Source organism: Methylobacterium sp. NMS14P (assembly GCF_028583545.1).
Lineage (GTDB): Bacteria > Pseudomonadota > Alphaproteobacteria > Rhizobiales > Beijerinckiaceae > Methylobacterium.
Map to the genome: position 1 here is coordinate 130355 of NZ_CP087106.1, position 19032 is coordinate 149386.

19 protein-coding genes are annotated in these 19032 nt (G+C 71.7%); 11 read left to right on the forward strand and 8 right to left on the reverse strand.

Going from position 1 to position 19032, the window contains the following annotated elements:
- Positions 1-77: 77 nt before the first annotated feature.
- The 4 genes from ykgO to ubiG all read right to left on the reverse strand — a co-directional run bounded on the left by ykgO (position 78) and on the right by ubiG (position 2513).
- The gene (ykgO, locus tag LOK46_RS00655; protein WP_003601867.1) at positions 78-203 is read right to left on the reverse strand and encodes a type B 50S ribosomal protein L36; all 126 of its coding nucleotides are present in this window, start codon (positions 201-203) and stop codon (positions 78-80) included.
- Between the two features lie 175 nt (positions 204-378).
- Positions 379-867, reverse strand: coding sequence for a PAS domain-containing protein (locus LOK46_RS00660; RefSeq protein WP_273562004.1), 489 nt, complete (start codon positions 865-867; stop codon positions 379-381).
- 265 nt (positions 868-1132) lie between these two features.
- Positions 1133-1705 carry a YbhB/YbcL family Raf kinase inhibitor-like protein gene (locus LOK46_RS00665; RefSeq protein ID WP_273562005.1) on the reverse strand — a complete coding sequence of 191 codons (573 nt, stop codon included), beginning with the start codon at positions 1703-1705 and terminating at the stop codon, positions 1133-1135.
- Between the two features lie 46 nt (positions 1706-1751).
- A complete protein-coding gene (ubiG, locus tag LOK46_RS00670) occupies positions 1752-2513 on the reverse strand; it encodes a bifunctional 2-polyprenyl-6-hydroxyphenol methylase/3-demethylubiquinol 3-O-methyltransferase UbiG (RefSeq protein WP_273562006.1) in 762 nt (253 codons plus the stop codon).
- Between the two features lie 226 nt (positions 2514-2739).
- On the opposite strand from ubiG, the gene LOK46_RS00675 reads away from it, so the two are divergent.
- From LOK46_RS00675 to LOK46_RS00695, 5 genes are all read left to right on the forward strand, one after another.
- Positions 2740-3975, forward strand: a complete 1236-nt coding sequence (locus LOK46_RS00675; RefSeq protein WP_273562007.1) for an aspartate kinase — start codon at positions 2740-2742, stop codon at positions 3973-3975.
- Positions 3976-4161: 186 nt separating this feature from the next.
- A complete protein-coding gene (gene ptsP, locus LOK46_RS00680; RefSeq protein WP_273562008.1) occupies positions 4162-6423 on the forward strand; it encodes a phosphoenolpyruvate--protein phosphotransferase in 2262 nt (753 codons plus the stop codon).
- A 221-nt stretch (positions 6424-6644) separates the two neighbouring features.
- On the forward strand, positions 6645-7730 hold the full coding sequence (gene prfA / locus LOK46_RS00685; protein ID WP_056521837.1) for a peptide chain release factor 1: 1086 nt from the start codon (positions 6645-6647) through the stop codon (positions 7728-7730).
- Positions 7731-7738: 8 nt separating this feature from the next.
- On the forward strand, positions 7739-8638 hold the full coding sequence (gene prmC / locus LOK46_RS00690) for a peptide chain release factor N(5)-glutamine methyltransferase (protein WP_273562009.1): 900 nt from the start codon (positions 7739-7741) through the stop codon (positions 8636-8638).
- A 420-nt stretch (positions 8639-9058) separates the two neighbouring features.
- Positions 9059-10129, forward strand: a complete 1071-nt coding sequence (locus LOK46_RS00695) for a DUF4167 domain-containing protein (protein ID WP_273562010.1) — start codon at positions 9059-9061, stop codon at positions 10127-10129.
- A gap of 69 nt (positions 10130-10198) precedes the next feature.
- On the opposite strand, the gene LOK46_RS00700 is transcribed toward LOK46_RS00695, so the two are convergent.
- The 4 genes from LOK46_RS00700 to LOK46_RS00715 all read right to left on the reverse strand — a co-directional run bounded on the left by LOK46_RS00700 (position 10199) and on the right by LOK46_RS00715 (position 13380).
- Positions 10199-10960: a hypothetical protein gene (locus tag LOK46_RS00700; protein WP_273562011.1), complete on the reverse strand. Its 762-nt coding sequence runs from the start codon at positions 10958-10960 to the stop codon at positions 10199-10201.
- 11 nt (positions 10961-10971) lie between these two features.
- Positions 10972-11697 (reverse strand): RlmE family RNA methyltransferase, encoded by a 726-nt coding sequence (locus LOK46_RS00705; RefSeq protein WP_273562012.1) that lies wholly within the window; start codon positions 11695-11697, stop codon positions 10972-10974.
- A 10-nt stretch (positions 11698-11707) separates the two neighbouring features.
- Positions 11708-12796 carry a Ppx/GppA phosphatase family protein gene (locus LOK46_RS00710; protein WP_273562013.1) on the reverse strand — a complete coding sequence of 363 codons (1089 nt, stop codon included), beginning with the start codon at positions 12794-12796 and terminating at the stop codon, positions 11708-11710.
- A gap of 110 nt (positions 12797-12906) precedes the next feature.
- Positions 12907-13380 (reverse strand): response regulator, encoded by a 474-nt coding sequence (locus LOK46_RS00715; protein WP_273562014.1) that lies wholly within the window; start codon positions 13378-13380, stop codon positions 12907-12909.
- 314 nt (positions 13381-13694) lie between these two features.
- On the opposite strand from LOK46_RS00715, the gene LOK46_RS00720 reads away from it, so the two are divergent.
- The 6 genes from LOK46_RS00720 (at position 13695) to adh (ending at position 19028) form a co-directional block, all read left to right on the forward strand.
- A complete protein-coding gene (locus tag LOK46_RS00720; RefSeq protein WP_273562015.1) occupies positions 13695-14498 on the forward strand; it encodes a cold-shock protein in 804 nt (267 codons plus the stop codon).
- Between the two features lie 98 nt (positions 14499-14596).
- Positions 14597-14863, forward strand: coding sequence for a hypothetical protein (locus LOK46_RS00725; RefSeq protein WP_273562016.1), 267 nt, complete (start codon positions 14597-14599; stop codon positions 14861-14863).
- A 159-nt stretch (positions 14864-15022) separates the two neighbouring features.
- The gene (locus LOK46_RS00730; protein WP_273562017.1) at positions 15023-15334 is read left to right on the forward strand and encodes an iron transporter; all 312 of its coding nucleotides are present in this window, start codon (positions 15023-15025) and stop codon (positions 15332-15334) included.
- Between the two features lie 26 nt (positions 15335-15360).
- Positions 15361-16854: a PepSY-associated TM helix domain-containing protein gene (locus LOK46_RS00735; protein ID WP_273564727.1), complete on the forward strand. Its 1494-nt coding sequence runs from the start codon at positions 15361-15363 to the stop codon at positions 16852-16854.
- On the forward strand, positions 16851-17198 hold the full coding sequence (locus LOK46_RS00740) for a DUF3325 domain-containing protein (RefSeq protein WP_273562018.1): 348 nt from the start codon (positions 16851-16853) through the stop codon (positions 17196-17198). The genes LOK46_RS00735 and LOK46_RS00740 overlap by 4 nt, the downstream gene beginning before the upstream one ends.
- Before the next feature lie 306 nt (positions 17199-17504).
- Positions 17505-19028, forward strand: a complete 1524-nt coding sequence (gene adh / locus LOK46_RS00745; protein WP_273562019.1) for an aldehyde dehydrogenase — start codon at positions 17505-17507, stop codon at positions 19026-19028.
- The last annotated feature ends 4 nt before the right edge of the window (positions 19029-19032 follow it).

Consider the following 19032-nt stretch of genomic DNA (forward strand, 5'->3'; position numbering starts at 1 on the left):
AAACGGCCGCGCCCCTCCGGGCACGGCCGTCCCAACGTCGATCGTCGCTAGCCCGGCCTGGGCCGGGCGGAGCGGCCTCAGCCCTGGCGGGCCTTGAAGCGCTTCTGGGTCTTGTTGATCACGTAGACCCGGCCCTTGCGGCGCACGAGCTGGTTGTCGCGGTGGCGGCCACGCAGGGACTTGAGGGAGTTGCGGATCTTCATGGGTCTCTCGAGCCCGGAGGGCCGTCCGTTGTGTAAGGTATCGGGAACGTGGTCACGAGGCGGGACGCGGGGTCGCGTCCGGCGATCACGGCTCACGCATCGCGGGATGGCGCGGCCATATCAGGATTCGCCCCCGGAAGGCAAGGCGCGACGGGCGTCGCGGAGGCACGGCGGCTCAGTGGACCCTGTCGAGATCCGCGACGGCCGGCGCGAGCACGAGCTGCCGACCGATCTCGTGCAGCAGCACGTCGAGCAGCGGCTTCAGGCGCTCGAATCCCGGCTGGGGCAGGCCGTCCTCGGCGGCGTTGTAGAGGGCCAGGGCCATCTCGGCGACGCGGTCGATGCCGCCGGCCGCCACGTCGGTCGCGCAGAAGGCGGACTCGTCGAGGAACCCGTCGCGGCCGCACTCGGTCACGTCGATGACGATCCCGTGCGCCTCGCTGACGCTGCCCTGCGGGTCCAGGATGAAGCGGCCGCGCGCGAGGACCCAGCGGACCTCGCCGGGTTCCGGAACGGTCCGGTACTGCGCAATGTACAGGCCGCCCTGCCGGCGCAGGTCGTCGATGATCGACGCGATCCTCCGCCGATCCTCCGGGTGGATGCGGTCGAGGAAGGCTCCGAAGGTCGTCCCGCTGCCGCTCTTCGTCCTGGGCAGGCCCAGCATCGTCGCCGCGACGGGGTCGCACCGGAGAACGTCGTCAGCGATGTGCCAAGTCCAAGTCCCGACATCCGACACAGCGAGCGCGCGCGCCACACTGCTGCCGCCCCGCCGCTTCGTGCGCACGCCGACGCCCACAGGCCCGATCTCCAGCCATTTTCAGGCGGTCTGTCCAGACCGCTCCACTGGTCGACACAATACTGAGATCACCAATGCGGCACAACGCGCGAGATCCGCAGGGCTGAGCTGTATCGCGGTGGTAACGGCCGGATCAGAGGCGATGGTAAACGCCGGTCAATATCCCCTTCGCGAGGACCTGACCGCGCATGGCCTCGATCAGTGCGCCGCGGCCCGGCGCCTCGGCCAGGGCGAGGGGCTGCCGCAGCGCGTAGACCTGGAAGAGGTACGGGTGCGGACCGTGGCCGCTGGGCGGATCCGGCGGCAGCCACTCCGCGCGCAGGAAGCTGTTCCGGCCGACGGCCTGGACGGTGCCCCCGTGCCCGGGACCCGGCAGCGCGCCTTCCGGCAGCTCGGTGGGCTCCGGCGGGATCGACCAGGCGATGAGATGGACCAGCGGCCGGGGCGTCGGGCTGCCCGCATCCTCCACGAGGAGGACGAGGGCGGCGGTGCCCTCCGGCAGCCCGCTCCAGGCGAGGGGCGGCGACACGCCCGCGCCGTCGGCCGTGAAGCGCGCGGGCAGGTCCGCCCCGTCGGCGAAGGCCGGGCTCGACAGGGTCACGCTCTCGGGCACGTCGGGGAAGTCCGCGCGGGAGGCCGTCTTGTCCAGGCCCGCCTTCAGACTCGACAGGGCCTCGCCGACCGCACTGGGAATCTTCTCGAGCATCGCCGCGTCCTCCGCCGGCACGCCAACGGCGGGGGACGCGACCCGTTCACGCCGACCGCTCGGCCGCGACCATATAGTTCACCGCCTTGTCGCGGCTCGTGCGCCAGCCGTCGGTGAGCGGGTTGTAGGCGACCCCGACCGTGTCGGTGACGTCGAGCCCACCGGACCGGATGGCGCGCGCGAGCTCGTCCGGCGTCACGAACTTCTCCCAGTCGTGCGTGCCGCGCGGCAGCCAGCCGAGCACGTACTCGGCCCCGACGATGGCGAGCGCGAAGGAGCGCAGCGTCCGGTTGAGGGTGGCCCCGAACAACATCCCGCCGGGCTTCACGGCCGCGCAGGCGGTCCGCACGAAGGCCGGCATGTCGGACACGTGCTCGACGACCTCCATGATCAGCACCGCGTCGAAGCTCTCTCCGCCGGCGACCACCGACTCGATGGTCTGCCCGCGGTAGTCCACCGGCACGCCCGCCGCCTCGGCATGGGCCCGGGCGACCGCGATGTTCTGCTCGGCCGGATCGAGCCCGGTCACCCGGGCGCCGAGCCGGGCCAGCGGCTCCGAGAGGACGCCGCCTCCGCAGCCGACGTCGCAGATCATCAGCCCGTCGAGGGGGAAGGTGGCCTTCGGATCGCGACCGAACCGCCGGCAGAGGGCGTCGCGGATGTAGGCGAGCCGCACCGGGTTGAACCGGTGCAGGACCCGCATCGGGCCGGTCTCATCCCACCACGTGGCGGCGAGCGCGTCGAAGCGCGCAACCTCGCCGCGGTCGACGAACCCGTCCGTGACCCGGTCGGTGGCTGCCCTGTCCATGCGCGTTCCGTCCTCATGCCGGCGGGCGGAATCCGCCGCGCGGCGTCGTGGCTGCGTCGTGCCCGCGCTCTAACACGGCGGCCGCCCGGAAGTCGCCGCGGCGCGCGGGCGCCATGCTTGGCCGGTTGTTGACACTCCCCCGGGCCGCTTGTACCCGCCGGGCACCGTCCGGACGGGGCTGCAGCGGCCCGTCCAATCGCCACCGGGAACCCGCGACCGAGAGACCATGCCCCGTCTGGTGATGAAATTCGGCGGCACCTCCGTCGCCAACGTCGACCGTATCCGCAACGTGGCGCGCCACGTCGCCCGCGAGGTGGCGGCCGGCTACGACGTCGCCGTGATCGTCTCGGCCATGTCGGGCAAGACAAACGAGCTGGTCGATTGGGTCAAGGACGCGAACCCGCTCTACGATCCGCGCGAGTACGACGCCGTCGTCGCCTCGGGCGAGCTCGTCACCGCCGGCCTCCTGGCGATCGCTCTCCAGAAGGACGGGGTCAAGGCCCGTTCCTGGCAGGGCTGGCAGATCCCGGTCGTGACCTCGGACGCGCACGGTTCGGCCCGCATCGCCGAGATCGACCCCAAGAACCTCGAGGCGGGCTTCGCCAAGGGCGAGGTCGCGGTCATCGCCGGCTTCCAGGGGGTCCACGGCGAGACCGGCAGGGTGACGACGCTGGGCCGCGGCGGCTCCGACACCTCGGCGGTGGCCGTGGCGGCCGCGATCGGGGCCGAGCGCTGCGACATCTACACGGACGTGGACGGCGTCTACACCACCGACCCGCGCATCGTCCCGAAGGCCCGCCGCATGGAGCGGGTGACCTTCGAGGAGATGCTGGAGATGGCCTCGCTGGGCGCCAAGGTGCTGCAGGTCCGCTCGGTGGAGCTCGCCATGGTCCACCGGGTGCCGACCACGGTCCGGTCCTCCTTCGATCCGCCGGACGCCGCGCGCCCGGGCACCCTCATCTGCGACGAGGACGACATCGTGGAACAGCAGATCATCACCGGGATCGCCTTCTCCCGGGACGAGGCGCAGATCACCCTGCGCAAGGTCAAGGACAGCCCGGGCGTCGCCGCCGCCATCTTCGGGCCGCTGGCCGACGCCAACATCAACGTCGACATGATCATCCAGACCGTGTCGGGCGACCAGTCGACCACCGACATGACCTTCACGGTGCCGTCCGCCGAGTACGAGCGTGCCCGGAAGATCCTCGACGAGGCCCGCGCGCAGATCGGCTACGCGCAGATCGAGGGTGCCACCGACGTGGTGAAGGTGTCGGCGATCGGTGTCGGGATGCGCAGCCACGCGGGCGTCGCCGCCAAGGCGTTCCGGGCGCTCGCCGAGAAGGGTATCAACATCCGCGCGATCACCACTTCGGAGATCAAGTTCTCCGTGCTGATCGACGCCGCCTATACGGAGCTTGCCGTGCGCACGCTTCACTCGCTATACGGCCTGGATCAGGCCTGAGCCTGGGACGCGGGTTCGAGCGGGGCGCGTGGTGTGAACTGAACAGTCACGGGCCGATCCGCCGATCCCAGACCGCCTCTGGGACCAGCGGTCCGGTCCATCCGGCGCCGGCCGTCCCGGGTTTGGCGCCAAGGTTGCAGGGTGGTCGACGCCAAGGCCACTCACCGACGCTGGAACGACGAACCGATGCCCGCTGCGCCCGGAGGCCCGCGCCTGCTGCTGCGCCGCCTCCGCGAAGCGATGGCGGAGCCGGTCAGCCCCCAGGCGCGCCTCGACCGCATCGTCGTCCTGATCGCCGCCAACGTCGTGGCCGAGGTCTGCTCGGTCTACGTGCTGCGCGACGACAACACCCTCGAGCTGTTCGCCACCGAGGGCCTGAACCGCGAGGCGGTGCACCAGACCCGCATGCGCACCGACGAGGGCCTCGTCGGCCTCATCGCGCGCACGGCCGAACCGCTCTCCCTGTCCGACGCCCAGAACCACCCGGCCTTCTCGTACCGGCCTGAGACGGGCGAAGAGGCCTATCACGCCTTCCTGGGCGTGCCGCTGCTGCGCGCCGGCAACACGCTCGGCGTCCTGACGGTCCAGAACAAGACCTACCGCGTCTACTCCGAGGAGGAGATCGAGGCGCTCCAGACCACCGCCATGGTGCTCTCGGAGATGATCGCCTCGGGCGAGCTGGAGGGCTTGGCGCCGGACGCCGGCACGGCAGCCCGGCGCCCGGTCCTGGCCCGGGGTATCGCCCTCGCGGACGGGATCGGCCTCGGCTACGTGGTGCTGCACGAGCCCCGCGTCGTGGTGAAGACGCTGATCGCCGAGAACGTCGAGCGCGAGGTCGCGCGCCTCGACGCGGCGATCGAGGAGGTCCGCTCGGCGATCGACGCCCTGGTGGAGCGCGGCGACCGGATCGGCACGGCGGAGTCCCGCGAAGTCCTCGAGACCGTCCGGATGTTCGCCCACGACAAGGGCTGGCTCCGCCGGATGCGCGAGGCCGTGGGCTCGGGCCTGACCGCGGAGGCCGCGGTCGAGCGGGTCCAGTCGGACAACCGCGCCCGGATGATGCGGCAATCGGATCCGTACCTGCGCGAGCGGCTGCACGATCTCGACGACCTCGCCAACCGCGTCCTGCGCACGCTGATCGGGCCCGAGGCGGCCGGCGCCCTGGTGCTGCCCGAGAATGCCATCCTCGTGGCGCGCACCATGGGGCCGGCGGCGCTCCTCGATTACGAAGCCTCGACCCTTCGCGGCATCGTCCTGGAGGAGGGCGGTCCGACCAGTCACGTGGCCATCGTCGCACGGGCGCTCGGCATCCCGGCGGTGGGCGAGGTCGAGAACGCGACCGCCCTGTGCGATGCCGGCGACGCGATCATCGTCGACGGCGTGGCCGGCGAGATCCATGTCCGGCCCGGTCCCGAGGTCGAGGCCGCCTACGCCGAGATGGTGCGCCTGCGCGCCCGCCGGCAGGAGCAGTACCGGGCGCTGCGCGACGTCCCGGCCCAGACCCGCGACGGCGTGCGCGTCGGCCTGCACCTCAACGCCGGCCTGCTGGTGGATTTCAGCCATCTGCAGGAGACGGGCGCCGAGGGCGTCGGCCTGTTCCGCACCGAGCTACAATTCATGGTGGCGCAGCGGATGCCGTCGGCGGCCGAGCAGGAGGAGCTGTACCGCAAGGTCTTCGCGGCCTCGGCCGGCAAGTCCGTCACGGTCCGCACCCTCGACATCGGCGGCGACAAGATCCTGCCGTACATGGCCAAGCTCGAGGAGGAGAATCCGGCGCTGGGCTGGCGGGCGATCCGCATCGGCCTCGACCGGCCGGCGCTGCTGCGCATGCAGCTGCGCGCCCTCCTGAAGGCGGCCGACGGCGACCCGCTCAAGATCATGTTCCCGATGGTCGCCACGGTGGACGAGTTCGTGCGCGCCCGCGGGATCGTCGAGCGCGAGAAGGCCTACCTGAAGCGCCACGGCTACCGGCTCCCGACCGATTGCCGCCTCGGCGCGATGATCGAGGTGCCCTCGCTCCTCTTCCAGATCGACGAGATCGCCAAGGAGGCCGATTTCCTCTCGGTCGGCTCGAACGACCTGATGCAGTTCCTGTTCGCGGTGGACCGGGAAAACCGGCGCGTCGCCGACCGGTTCGATCCGCTGAGCGTCGCGGCGCTCCGCGCGTTCCGGCTGATCGCCGAGCGGGCCAACGCGGCCTCCTGCCCGGTGACGGTCTGCGGCGAGATCGGCGGCCGGCCCCTCGACGCCATGGCGCTGATCGGTCTCGGCTACCGGCAGCTCTCGATGTCGCCGGCCGCCATCGGCCCGGTCAAGGCGATGGTGCTGAGCCTCGACGCGGCCGCGATCGCCGAGCTGATCGACGCCGAGATGGCGCGGATGCACGACGGCGACTCCCTTCGCCCGGCGCTCACGGCCTTCGCGCACGCGCGCGGCATCCCTATCTAAGCGCGAACGCGACCCTTGCCGAACATTCGGCCGGGGTTGTACGGCAACGCCACGACGATTTCGGTCGACGCGCCGCGGCTTCCGCTCTCGGACGGACGAGGCGTGGATTCGGGGGACGTCCTGCCGGGTCCTACACCCTCGAAGCCACGCGTCCCCGTCCCGCGGGACGGGACCCGCGCCCGGCCCGGAACCGCACGCGCAGACCTGCAGAAACACGGGCGATGATCCCCTTTCCCACCGAGCGCCTCGACGCCATCCTGGCGCGGCACGACATCGTCACCGCGCAGCTCGCCTCGGGCGAGATCGATCCCGAGACGGTGGTCCAGCTCTCCCGCGAGCTCTCCGACCTCGACCCGGTCGTGGCGGCGATCCGCGCCTACCGCGCCGCGCTGGAGAACCTCGCGGGCGTCGAGGCCCTGATCGACGAGCCGGGCACGGATCCGGAGATGCGGGCGCTCGCCGCCGAGGAGAAGCCGGAGGCGCAGGAGGCGCTCGAGGCCGCCCACCGGGACCTCCAGCTGCTGCTCCTGCCCAAGGACGCCGCCGACGAGAAGAGCGCGATCCTCGAAGTCCGCGCCGGAACCGGCGGCGACGAGGCCGCCCTGTTCGCCGGTGACCTGTTCCGGATGTACGCGAAGTACGCCGAGTCGAAGGGCTGGCGGGTCGAGGTGATCTCCGAGAGCGAGGGCACGGTCGGCGGGTTCCGCGAGGTCGTGGCCGAGGTGAAGGGGCGGGGGGTCTTCGCCCGCCTCAAGTTCGAGAGCGGCGCCCACCGGGTGCAGCGGGTGCCCGACACCGAGACGCAGGGGCGGATCCACACCTCGGCCGCCACCGTCGCGGTGCTGCCCGAGGCCGAGGAAGTCGACATCCACGTCAACGACGCGGACCTGAAGATCGACACGATGCGGGCTCAGGGCGCCGGCGGCCAGCACGTCAACAAGACGGAATCGGCGATCCGCATCACCCACCTGCCGACCGGCATCGTGGTCTTCGTCCAGGAGGAGCGGTCGCAGCACAAGAATCGCGCCCGCGCCATGGCGCTCCTGCGGGCGCGTCTCTACGACGCCGAGCGCAGCGCCAAGGACTCGGCCCGGGCGGCCGACCGCAAGGCGCAGGTCGGCTCCGGCGACCGCAGCGAGCGGATCCGGACCTACAACTTCCCGCAGGGCCGGGTGACCGACCACCGGATCAACCTAACGCTCTACAAGCTCGAGGAGGTCATGGCCGGGACCGCCCTCGACGAGGTGGTCGACGCCCTGATCACCGAGCACCAGGCGGAGTTGCTGGCCGCCGAGGGCATGGCCTGAGCCGCGCCGTGACGCCGGACTCGATGCAGGACCTGACCCGCCGCGAAGCGCTGCGCGCGCTGACGGCGCGCCTGCACGCCGGCGGCGTCGCGGAAGCGGCGGGCGACGCCCGCTTCCTCCTGCTCGGCATCCTCGGCCTGGAGACTCGCGACCTCCTGATCGAGGGGGATCGCCGGGTCGGAGCGGCGGGCGCGGCGGCCCTCGCGGCGGCGCTGGCCCGGCGGCTCGCCGGCGAGCCGGTCGCCCGCATCCTCGGCGCCTGGGAGTTCTGGGGGCTGCCGTTCCGGCTGGGCCCCGACACGCTCGTGCCCCGCCCGGACACCGAGATCCTGGTCGAGGTCGCGCTGGCCGCGCGGCCCGACCGCGCGGCGCCGCTCCGCTGCCTGGACCTGGGAACCGGAACGGGCTGCATCCTGACGGCCCTCCTGTCCGAGCGACCGAGGGCCACCGGCATCGGGCTCGACCGCTCGGAGGGCGCCCTGCGCGTGGCCCGGGACAACGCCGTCTCGAACGGCGTCGGCGACCGGGCCCAATTCGTCGCCGGCGACTGGTGCGACGCCCTGCGGGGCCGCTTCGACCTCGTGGTCTCGAACCCGCCCTACATCGCCCGCGCCGTGATCGCGACCCTGGAGCGCGAGGTCCGCGGGCACGACCCGGCCGCCGCCCTCGACGGTGGCGTCGACGGCCTCGACGCCTACCGGCGGATCCTCGAAGGCGCGGGCGGGCGTCTCGCCCCCGGCGGCCTGCTCGTGCTCGAGATCGGCTACGATCAGGCGGCGGCCGTGACGGATCTCGCGCGCGCCGCCGGCTACCGCGAGCGCGGATTGACCCGCGACCTCGCCGGTCACGACCGTGTGCTGTGTTTCGACCGGCCGGAGGGTCTTTTTTCCGGCCACAGGGATGCCTAAGTCTGGGTCGACCATCCCGGCACCGAAAAATTGCTTGTTGCATCAACCGGGGAACGCTAGAGTCGGCTTGAAGATCGCGAACCGTCCGTTAAGACGGACGGCTGTAAGGTCGGTGGTGACCATGGGTCGCCGATTGGTTCGCTGATCCCCCTTAACCGTCGAACCAGAACGCGCCGGTGCCAGCGCGGCGGGACGACACATTCGAACCTGACAATCGACTGACGATCGGCGGCTGTCACCGGGCGCTCGGTTCGAGGGATGGTCAGGCAGACGCGCGGACCGAAGAGCGGTCCCACGCGCGGCGCCGCCGGATGCGCTTGGCCGGACTGCGCCACGACATCCGCCCGGGCGCCTCCGTAGACAGTCGTTTGCGTGAACGAGGGTCATTACAGACCGATGAGACCAAACCAGAATCGACGGATGCGCGGCCGGAACCGGCCGAAGGGTCCGAATCCGCTGACGCGCTCCTACGAATCCAACGGTCCCGACGTCAAAATCCGCGGCACCGCGCAGCACATCGCCGACAAATACGCGCAGCTCGCGCGGGATGCTCTGGCGGCCGGCGATCCGGTTGCGGCCGAAAACTACTTTCAGCACGGCGAGCACTACTTCCGTATTGTCTCTGGCGCTCAGGACCAGACTCGCCCGGCCAATACCGGCGGCTACGCCAGTCGTCCCTACGACGACGACATGGATGAGGGCGACGACGACGCCCAGGGCAATGGCGGATCGCAGAACGGTCACGCCTACAACGGCTACGACGACAACGACCCCGGCCAGCAGCCGCAGCCCTACGAGAGCCGTCCGGACGGGAATCAGGACGGTCGCCAGAACCGTGACCGGTTCCAGAACCGCGACCAGCGCCGGTTCGACAACAACGGCCGGCAGGATTACCGGCGCCAGGACCAGCCGCGTCAGGATTATCAGCGCCAGGACTACCAGCGGCAGGACTATCGCCCGGAGAACCGGCAGGATCGTCAGGACCGCCAGGATTACGGCCGTCCGGACTACCGCCAGGATCGGAACGAGGGCCGGCAGGATCGTCAGGACCGTCCGGACAATCGGCAGGACGGCCGGCAAGACAGCCGCCAGGACGCCCGTCAGGACAACCGCGGCGACCAGGGCCGCTACGAGAACGGGCGCGGCGACGCCCCGCGCTCTGAGAACCGGCAGGAGGCCCGTCCCGAGGGCCGGCCCGAGCGGGCACCGCGCGGCGAGGCCGTTCGCCAGGGTGAGGCGGCGCCGCGCCGCGAGCGCCGCCGCGAGGCCGCGCCCGCCGTGGAGGCCGAGGAGCCCACGGGCCTGCCGGCCTTCCTGATGGCGCCCGCGCGTCCCGCGCCCGCGGCCGAGCCGTCGACCGCTCCCGAGCCGGAGACGGCGGCCGAGGAGGCCCCGGCCGCCAAGCCCCGCCGCCGTCGGCGCCCGCGCTTCGAGAGCGCTGCCGAGGAGGGGGGCGCGACCACGCCGGCGGCGGACGTGCCGACCGAGTGAGCCGCCATCACGGATGACACCGTCGAGAGGCCGTCCCGGGCAACCGGGGCGGCCTTCTTCACGTTCGGCTCAGCGCGCCGACCGCCGCGCGGCCTTCCAGTCCGGGTAGGCGTGCATGCGGTGGATCAGGCGGCGGCGCCGGCCGATCTCGCCGAACGGCGCGATCTCCCAGTCCCAGGTTTCCGGCGGAGGCGGGACCGTGATCCCGAACAGCAGATCTGCGCTGTCGACGGTCCGGCCCGCCCGATCCTCCTCGCGCTGCACCGTGTCGGTGATCAGGCAGACGCACTCGACGCGCGCCGCGAGGGCGTCCAGGGCCGCCAGATGGGCCTCGACGAGGTGCGCGCCGAGTCGCGGCGGCGCCTCGTGGCCCCGCGCCTCATGGGCGTCGATCGGGACGAGCGGGATCTGCGACAGCAGGTTCGCCGAGACGATCAGGTCGGCGTCCGCGCAGAGATCGGCCCAGGCCCCGGCCAGACCGGCGCTGATCTCGGCCGTCACCAGCGCGACGTTCGGGTGCCGGCGGGCGGCGAGGCGCGCCGGCCAGGGATGGACGGCGTCCACGAGGCTGACCCGGCCGAACAGGCGGGCGAGAGCGTCGAGCGGGACGTCGTCGAGCAGGCCCGAGCCGAGCACGACCGCGTGCCGGCGCTCCCGGGTCCGCTCGGCGGCCGCCGCGATCACGCTCCGCGCCCGCGCGAGGTGGGGCGCCCAGGCTGTCCGGCAGCGGCGCGAGCGGGCGTGGAGCAGGCCGCTCTGCCGGACATAGCCGAGCCGGCGCAGGGGCAGCGGCGCCGGGTTGAGGACGGACAGGACCCAGGCGAGGAGCATCGCCGGGCGGCTCAGTCCTCGTCGGTGGGCGCGGGCCGGGCCGCCGTACCGCGGTAGCCGGTCGCCAGGACGTAGAGCTCGCTCGAATCGGCCCGGCTCGCGGCGGGCTTGACGTGGCGCACCGTGGCGAAGTCGCGCTTCAGGTCGGTGAGCAGCGCGCCCTCCGTGCCGCCCTGGAGCACCTTGGCGAGGTAGGCGCCGCCGGGACCCAGGATCTCGCGGGCGAATTCCGCCGCGGTCTCGGCGAGGCCGATGATGCGCAGGTGGTCGGTCTTCTTGTGGCCGGTGGCGTTGGCGGCCATGTCGGACATGACGAGGTCGGCCGGGCCGCCCAGCATGCCGGTCAGCCGGGTAGGGGCCTCGGGATCGAGGAAGTCCAGGGTGATGAACTCGACCCCGGCCATCGGCTCGATCTCCAGGAGATCGATGCCCACGACCCGGCCCGTCGGCCCGACAACCCGCGCGGCCACCTGCGACCAGCCCCCCGGCGCGGCGCCGAGATCGACGATCTTCTGGCCGGGCCGCAGGAGCTTGTAGCGCTCGTCGATCTCCAGGAGCTTGTAGGCGGCCCGCGACCGGTAGCCCTCGCGCTTGGCGCGCGCCACGTAGGGATCGTTGAGCTGGCGCTCGAGCCAGCGCTTCTGGGACAGGGTCCGTCCGCGGCCGGTCTTCACCCGCTGCTTCAGTTCGCCCCGGACGCCGCCGCCAGAGCTCGCGCCGCCGCGCCGGTCGCTCATCGCGCCGCCCTCATCGGACCGCCTTCCGGTTCCAGACCCCGTCCTCCCGCATCATGTTCATCAGCAATCCTTCGCGCAGGCCGCGATCGGCGATGCGCAGGCGCTCCGAGGGGAACGCCCGGCGGATCGCCTCGAGGATCGCGCAGCCCGCGAGCACCAGATCGGCACGGTCGCGGCCGATGCAGGGGTTGTCGGCGCGCTGCTCGAGCCGCGTGTCGAGCAGGTCGTCGATGGCGGTCGAGACCGCGTCGTCGCTCATCCACAACCCGTCGACGCGCCGACGCTCGTAGCGGGCGAGCCGCAGATGCATCGCGGCGATGGTCGTCACGGTACCCGAAGTGCCGAGCAGGTGGAAATGCGGCGCCGTCGCCGCGGGGGCGGCCCGGAGCGCGAAGGCCGAGAGCTTCTCGGCCACCTCCTCGACCATGCCCTCGAACATCCGTCGGGTGACCTCGGCGCCGCCGTGGCGCTCGGCCAGCGTCACCACGCCGACCGGAAGCGAATCCCAGGCCCGGATCCGCAGCGTCGGGTCGGTCGACGGGTTGGCGGCCGCGCCGTCCAGCCACGCGATCTCGGTCGAGCCGCCGCCGATGTCGAAGATGATGACCGATTCGGCCATCGGATCCGCGAGCGCCGCGCAGCCGGTGACAGCGAGATAGGCCTCGGTCTGCCGGTCGACAATCTCGAGGTCGAGGCCGACGCCGCGGCGGACGCGTTCCACGAAGGCGCCGCCGTTGACCGCGAGGCGGCAGGCTTCGGTGGCGATGATCTTGGCCCGCTGCACCCCGCGGGCCTGCATCTTGGCCCGGCAGATCCGCAGGGCCTCGACGGTCCGCTCGATCGCCGCCTCGCTCAGGCGGTCGGACGTGCCGAGACCCTCGCCGAGGCGCACGATCCGCGAGAACGCGTCGATCACGCGGAAGCCGCTGAAGGTCGGCTCGGCGACCAGCAGGCGGCAGTTGTTGGTGCCGAGGTCGAGCGCCGCGTAGGCAGCGCGCCGACGCTCACGGCCCGGTATAGAAGCAGACGCTTGCGTCTGAAGCGGCACCGCGCCGGTCTGAATTCGGGACGGCGCGGCCGCGGCGGTCTCGTCCCTCATCGGCGCGGCCGTCGATCCTTCGGGTCGGCCTTGAGCAGCGCGCTCGGCCTTTGTTGATCTGCGACCCTACAGGCTCGGCGGCGAACTGCAATGTCCCATCGCGGTCGCGGTCAGGCGACGGCCTTCATTGCGCTGGCCCGGCGCGGGATCGGCCGGAGAAGGCTCTTCACCTGCGAGTAGGGGCGGGGCCGGTTGATCACCTCGTCCAGCCGCGACCACAGCGTCTTCGGCGAGAACGGCTTGGCGATGATCTCGTTGACGCCGAGCGTCACCGCCCGGTCGACCACGTTCCGGCGCGGCTGGGCCAGCATCAGGATGATCGGGATCGTGGGGCAGGGGGAGGTGGTCGGCGTCCGCGCCAGCCGGATGAACTCCTCGCCCGACAGGATCGACAGGTCCCAGTCGATGATGCTGATGTCGGGCTTGCTCTCGGCGAGCACGCCGAGCGCCTCGGCCCCGTCCGGCGCTTCGAGCACCCGCTTGATGCCGACTCGCATCAGCATGTCGCGCACGATTCGGCGGATGTAGAGACTCTCGTCGACCACAAGAGCGGAGAGATCGGGGAAAGTCGGTGTCGCGATCATGGCCGGCCGGTTCTGCGGGGCGCGGGGCCGAGTCTAGCCGGACAGCCTTTGCGTTTCGCTAACGTACTCCCTCGAATGAGAAAGGGTCGGCCGGGAGGCGGGGGCGGACTCCGTTGTTTGCCGCAAGAAAGTAACGAAACGGGCGCCTCTGGGCCAAGAAGGTCCTTGCGGTCAAGGCCCAATTGCGTCAGGACTGGGGCGTTATTCTTGGTTACCGCGACCTGGGGTAATGATAGTGCGGGGCGTGGGCTGTCTGGGATGGCGCGCACGCGGTATTCGAGACAAGGGCGGCGGACGGTTTTTGCGAGCTTTCTATGGGACGTGGTCGTGATTTCAGAGGGCCGCAGAAGCGCGGCTTCGACGAGAGTGGCGAGCCGAGATGGCCTGATCAGGCTCCCCCCAGCGGCGGATACGGCGGCGGCGGTGGTTTCGGCGGTGGCGGCGGTGGTTTCGGCGGGGGCGGTTTCGATCGCGGCCCGTCGCGTGGCGCGGCTCCGGTCGCGTCCGGGCCGGAGCGCGATGCGACGGTCAAGTGGTTCAACAAGGAGAAGGGCTTCGGCTTCGTCGAACTCGGCGACGGTTCGGGCGATGCCTTCCTCCACATCCGCGCTGTCGAGGCGGCCGGCCACGACGATCTGATGCCGGGCACCCGGCTGACGGTCACGACGGCCCAGGGCCAGAAGGGCCCGCAGGTCACGAGCGTCACCAGCGTTGACACATCCACGGCCGAGGCGCCCGCGCCCCGGCGTGAGTTCCGTCCGCGCACCGGCGGCTTCGGCGCTGGTGCCGGCGGCGGCTACGGTGATCGCGACCGCGGCGGCTACGGCGGCGGTGGTGGCGGCTACGGCGGCGGCGGTGGTGGCGGCTACGGTGGTGGCGGCGGTGGCCGTTCCGCCGGCGGCCCGTCGGTCGAGATGAGCGGGACCGTGAAGTGGTACGATCCCGCCAAGGGCTTCGGCTTCGTCTCGGTCAACGACGGCGGCAAGGACGTGTTCGTCCACCGCTCCGCTCTGTCCCGCGCCGGTCTCGATTCGCTCGCCGAAGGTCAGCAGGTCACGCTCGGCGTGGTCGAGGGCCAGAAGGGCCGCGAGGCCCAGAGCATCAACGTCGAGGATTGAGGATCACGCGGCGGTCTCTCTGCCGCCGCGATCCGCGCGAAGACTGCGAGGCGGCGGCTCCCTGCGGGGCCGCCGCCTTCCTCGTTTCGGGACGACCCATGCGCCGCCTGCTGCTGTCCACGGCTCTGATGTTGCTCGCGGGGAGTGCCCGGGCGGAGGACTTCACGGGCTTCTACGCCGGGGTCAACGCCGGCTACGGCTGGGGACACGCGCGTGACGGCCGCGCCACGGGCCCGGCGCCCGGATCCGCCGCGGCCTCCACCAGACCGGATCCCGGGGCCGATCTCCCGCCGAGTGCCCGGAGCGCGGCCGTGGCGATCCGCAAGTCCGCGCGCGACGGAGCACCGGGAGCCGCCGGCTTCTGAGAACAGGCGCCGGGCGCGCTGGAGCACCGCCGCGCGCGGCGACGCCCCGTCCTAAACACCTCTTTTCACACTGGAATCGTTCCGGAATATAGGCGTTGCGCCGCGGCCTCGGCCGCTGCTAGGTCGCGCCATGGGCTCACGGGAACGACAGGTGGCGCCATGAGCGCCCGTACCATGCCGACGCTGGCCGATCGCGCGGCGGTCGCCGGGCGGGTGCTGCTCGCGACGCTCGGCGGCTACACGGTCGCAGCCCTGGCGAGCGCGCTGCTGGCCCTGATTCTTCCCCTTCCGCGGGCCGAGGCGGTCTCGGCCGGAACGCTGGCGAGCTTCGCCATCATGGCGGGCGCGGTGATCTGGGTGTTCGCGGCCCGCACCCTCGGCCGGGCGGCCCTGGTCCTCGGCCTGACGACGCTCCTGCTGACCGGCGCCCTGTGGCTCGCCGGCGCTTTCGCGCCCGGAGCGGTCGCTTGAGCCCGGCACGGAGCTTCCGCCAGGCGATGGCGTGGCTGCACACGTGGTCGGGCCTCGTGGTCGGCTGGGTGCTGTTCGCCATCTTCGTCACCGGCACCGCCAGCTATTACCGCACCGACATCTCGCAGTGGATGCGGCCGGAACTGTCCGCGACGGCCCCTGATCCGGCGGCCGCGGCGACGCGGGCCGGGGCGTTCCTGCGCCAGACCATGCCGGACGCGGCCGGCTGGTCGATCAAGCTGCCGAGCGCCGAGACCTCGGCCGTCGAGGTGTACTGGTGGCAGCATCCGGGCGGCCCGTTCCACCACGCGCTGCTCGATCCCGCCACGGGCGAGCCCGCGGGCGTCCGCGACACGCGCGGCGGCGAATTCCTGTACCGCTTCCACTTCGAGTTGAGCCTGCCGCCGATCTGGGGCCGCTGGATCGTGTCGGCCTGCGCCATGGTCCTGCTGATCGCGCTGATCTCCGGGATCGTGACGCACCGGCGCATCTTCGCGGACTTCTTCACCTTCCGGCGCGACCGCTCGGCGCAGCGCGGCTGGCTCGACGCCCACAACGTGGTCGGCGTGCTGGCGCTGCCCTTCCACCTGATGATCGTCTACACGGGCCTCGTCACCCTTTCGGCGATGCTGATGCCCTGGGGGCTGAAGGCCGTCTACGGCAACGACATGCTGCGCTACTACGCCGAGGCCGGCCTCGCGACGCCGGGCGCGGCCCCGGCCGGGCGCCCCGGCACGCCGCTGCCGCTCGGCGAGATCGTCGCCCGCGCCACGGCGGCCGGCGGGGAAGTGCCCGAGGTCATGCTCGTCTCCCATCCGGGCGATGCCGGCGCCACCGTGACGGCGTATTTCGAGGAGCCGCACGGGCTCGCGCACCTGCACCCGCAGATCGCCTACGCGGCCGATACCGGCGCGGAGATCGCCCGCGTCGGCGAGGCCGGCGCCGCGACCCGGACCGGGGCCGTGATGGCGGGACTGCACGAGGCGCACTTCGCCGCCGCGCCCCTGCGCCTCCTGTTCTTCCTCTGCGGCGTGATGGGCGCCGCCACGGTCGCGAGCGGCCTCGTGCTCTGGACCGTGGCGCGGGCGCCGAAGGGCGCGGATCCCGAGGGCTTCGGCCTGCGGCTCGTGCGGTTCCTCAACCTCGGCACCATCGCGGGTCTGCCGGTGGGCCTCGCCGCCTATCTCCTCGCGAACCGGTTGCTGCCCGACGGGCTCGGGGCCCGGGCGGACTGGGAGGTGCGCGCGTTCTTCGCCGCCTGGGTCGTCGCCGCCCTCGCCGCGGCCCTGTATCCGCGGCCGCGGGCGTGGTCGCTCGCCCTGGCCGTGCCGGCCTGCGCCTTCCTGGCGATCCCGCTGGTGGACGCGCTCCTCGTCGGTCAGCAGCGCTTCCTCGCCTTCGACGCCGCCCTGCTGGCCGTGGGCGTCACCCTCGGCCTCGGATCCTGGCTGGCGACCCGGCGAACGCTGGCGGCGGCGCGCCCCGCCGAGGCCAGCCTGTCACGGACGGTCGAAGCATGACATCCGCCGCGCTGATCCTCAGCCTGCTCCTGAGCTTCTCGGGCTTCGCGGCCCTGGCCCTCAGCCTCGACCGGCATCACCGGGCCGCCTACCGCGTCGGCGTGCCGAAGGCGCGCGTCGGCAGCCTGCGGATGGCGGGCTGGTGCGGGCTCGGGCTCTCGTTCGCGGCGGCCGTCGCGGTGGCGGGCTGGAATTTCGGCCCGGTGCAGTGGGTCGGGTCGCTGACCGGCTCCGCGCTGGCCGTGGTGGCGATCGTCGCCTATCGGCCGACCTGGCTGCGGACCGCGGCCCTGGCGGCGCTCCCGCTCGCGGCGGCGGCCGTTCCGCTCGCCCTGCTCGGCTGAGCCGCCGCGCGGGCCTCCGGCGCGCACGGTGATTCGGCCAATCGTCCGAGCGGCTCGGCGGCCGCGCGTGGTGGAACGGGACGGGTCCGAGCCGGGAATTTTGCCCGCTCGCGATGACGCCGGGAAGCGCGTAGGATCGCCCCACTCGCGCACTGGCCAAAAGTCCACCTTGATTCGGCAGGCCAAAAGCCATTGGCTGCGAACAGAGCGGAAGCGGATGCGACCCCCACGATCGGTCGCTCGAGCGCCAGCTTAAGCCCAAGAGCCGCGGTTCGCGAGGCCGGGGCCCACGGAGGGAACATAGCCATGAACAAGCCGGAATTCCTCGGCGACTCGAAGGTCAAGTCGCCCTTCTCGGCCCGCTACGACAACTTCATCGGCGGCCAGTGGGTCGCCCCCGCGGCCGGCCGCTACTTCGAGAACACCTCGCCGATCACCGGCAAGGTGGTGTGCGAGGTGGCCCGCTCCGACGCCCAGGACATCGAGAAGGCCCTCGACGCCGCCCATACCGCCAAGGAGGCCTGGGGCCGCACGGCGCCGGCCGAGCGCGCCCGCATCCTCCTCAAGATGGCCGACCGGATGGAGGAGAACCTCGATCTGATCGCGCTCGCCGAGACCTGGGACAACGGCAAGCCGATCCGCGAGACGACGCACGCCGACATTCCGCTCGCCATCGATCATTTCCGCTACTTCGCCGGCTGCGTGCGGGCACAGGAAGGCTCGATCTCCGAGATCGACCACGACACGGTGGCCTACCACTTCCACGAGCCGCTGGGCGTCGTCGGCCAGATCATCCCGTGGAACTTCCCGATCCTGATGGCGGTGTGGAAGCTGGCTCCGGCGCTCGCTGCCGGCAACTGCGTGGTCCTGAAGCCCGCCGAGCAGACCCCGGCCTCCGTGCTGGTGCTGATGGAGATCATCGGCGATCTGCTGCCGCCGGGCGTGCTCAACATCGTCAACGGCTTCGGCCTCGAGGCGGGCAAGCCGCTCGCCTCGTCGCCGCGGATCGCCAAGATCGCCTTCACGGGTGAGACGACCACCGGCCGCCTCATCATGCAGTACGCGTCGCAGAACCTGATCCCGGTGACGCTGGAGCTCGGCGGCAAGTCGCCGAACATCTTCTTCGCCGACGTGGCGAACGAGGACGACGACTTCTTCGACAAGGCCCTCGAGGGCTTCACGATGTTCGCCCTCAACCAGGGCGAAGTCTGCACCTGCCCGAGCCGCGCGCTCGTGCACGAATCGATCTACGACCGGTTCATGGAGCGCGCGGTGAAGCGCGTCGAGGCGATCACCCAGGGCTCGCCGCTGGATCCGGCCACGATGATCGGCGCCCAGGCGTCGGGCGAGCAGATGGAGAAGATCCTCTCCTACATCGACATCGGCCGGCAGGAGGGCGCGCAGCTGCTCACGGGCGGCGAGCGGAACGTCAAGGACGGCGAGTTCGCCGAGGGCTTCTACGTGAAGCCGACGGTGTTCCGCGGCCACAACAAGATGCGCATCTTCCAGGAGGAGATCTTCGGGCCGGTCCTGTCGGTCACGACCTTCAAGGACGACGCCGAGGCGCTCTCCATCGCCAACGACACGCTCTACGGCCTCGGCGCCGGTGTCTGGACCCGCGACGGGACCCGCGCCTACCGCTTCGGCCGGGCGATCCAGGCCGGCCGCGTCTGGACGAACTGCTACCACGCCTACCCGGCCCACGCGGCTTTCGGCGGCTACAAGCAGTCCGGCATCGGCCGCGAGACCCACAAGATGATGCTCGATCACTACCAGCAGACCAAGAACATGCTGGTCAGCTACTCGGCCAAGAAGCTCGGGTTCTTCTGAGTTT

Coding starts and splice junctions, on each gene's coding strand:
- ubiG (WP_273562006.1), bottom strand. CDS start 2,513: ATGGACAGGGCAGCCACCGACCGGGTCACGGACGGGTTCGTCGACCGC.
- LOK46_RS00725 (WP_273562016.1), top strand. CDS start 14,597: ATGCGCCGCCTGCTGCTGTCCACGGCTCTGATGTTGCTCGCGGGGAGT.
- LOK46_RS00700 (WP_273562011.1), bottom strand. CDS start 10,960: ATGCTCCTCGCCTGGGTCCTGTCCGTCCTCAACCCGGCGCCGCTGCCC.
- LOK46_RS00730 (WP_273562017.1), top strand. CDS start 15,023: ATGAGCGCCCGTACCATGCCGACGCTGGCCGATCGCGCGGCGGTCGCC.
- ykgO (WP_003601867.1), bottom strand. CDS start 203: ATGAAGATCCGCAACTCCCTCAAGTCCCTGCGTGGCCGCCACCGCGAC.
- LOK46_RS00695 (WP_273562010.1), top strand. CDS start 9,059: ATGCGCGGCCGGAACCGGCCGAAGGGTCCGAATCCGCTGACGCGCTCC.
- prfA (WP_056521837.1), top strand. CDS start 6,645: ATGATCCCCTTTCCCACCGAGCGCCTCGACGCCATCCTGGCGCGGCAC.
- LOK46_RS00705 (WP_273562012.1), bottom strand. CDS start 11,697: ATGAGCGACCGGCGCGGCGGCGCGAGCTCTGGCGGCGGCGTCCGGGGC.
- LOK46_RS00740 (WP_273562018.1), top strand. CDS start 16,851: ATGACATCCGCCGCGCTGATCCTCAGCCTGCTCCTGAGCTTCTCGGGC.
- LOK46_RS00735 (WP_273564727.1), top strand. CDS start 15,361: ATGGCGTGGCTGCACACGTGGTCGGGCCTCGTGGTCGGCTGGGTGCTG.
- LOK46_RS00660 (WP_273562004.1), bottom strand. CDS start 867: ATGCTGGGCCTGCCCAGGACGAAGAGCGGCAGCGGGACGACCTTCGGA.
- LOK46_RS00675 (WP_273562007.1), top strand. CDS start 2,740: ATGCCCCGTCTGGTGATGAAATTCGGCGGCACCTCCGTCGCCAACGTC.
- LOK46_RS00665 (WP_273562005.1), bottom strand. CDS start 1,705: ATGCTCGAGAAGATTCCCAGTGCGGTCGGCGAGGCCCTGTCGAGTCTG.
- adh (WP_273562019.1), top strand. CDS start 17,505: ATGAACAAGCCGGAATTCCTCGGCGACTCGAAGGTCAAGTCGCCCTTC.
- ptsP (WP_273562008.1), top strand. CDS start 4,162: ATGCCCGCTGCGCCCGGAGGCCCGCGCCTGCTGCTGCGCCGCCTCCGC.
- LOK46_RS00715 (WP_273562014.1), bottom strand. CDS start 13,380: ATGATCGCGACACCGACTTTCCCCGATCTCTCCGCTCTTGTGGTCGAC.
- LOK46_RS00720 (WP_273562015.1), top strand. CDS start 13,695: ATGGGACGTGGTCGTGATTTCAGAGGGCCGCAGAAGCGCGGCTTCGAC.
- LOK46_RS00710 (WP_273562013.1), bottom strand. CDS start 12,796: ATGAGGGACGAGACCGCCGCGGCCGCGCCGTCCCGAATTCAGACCGGC.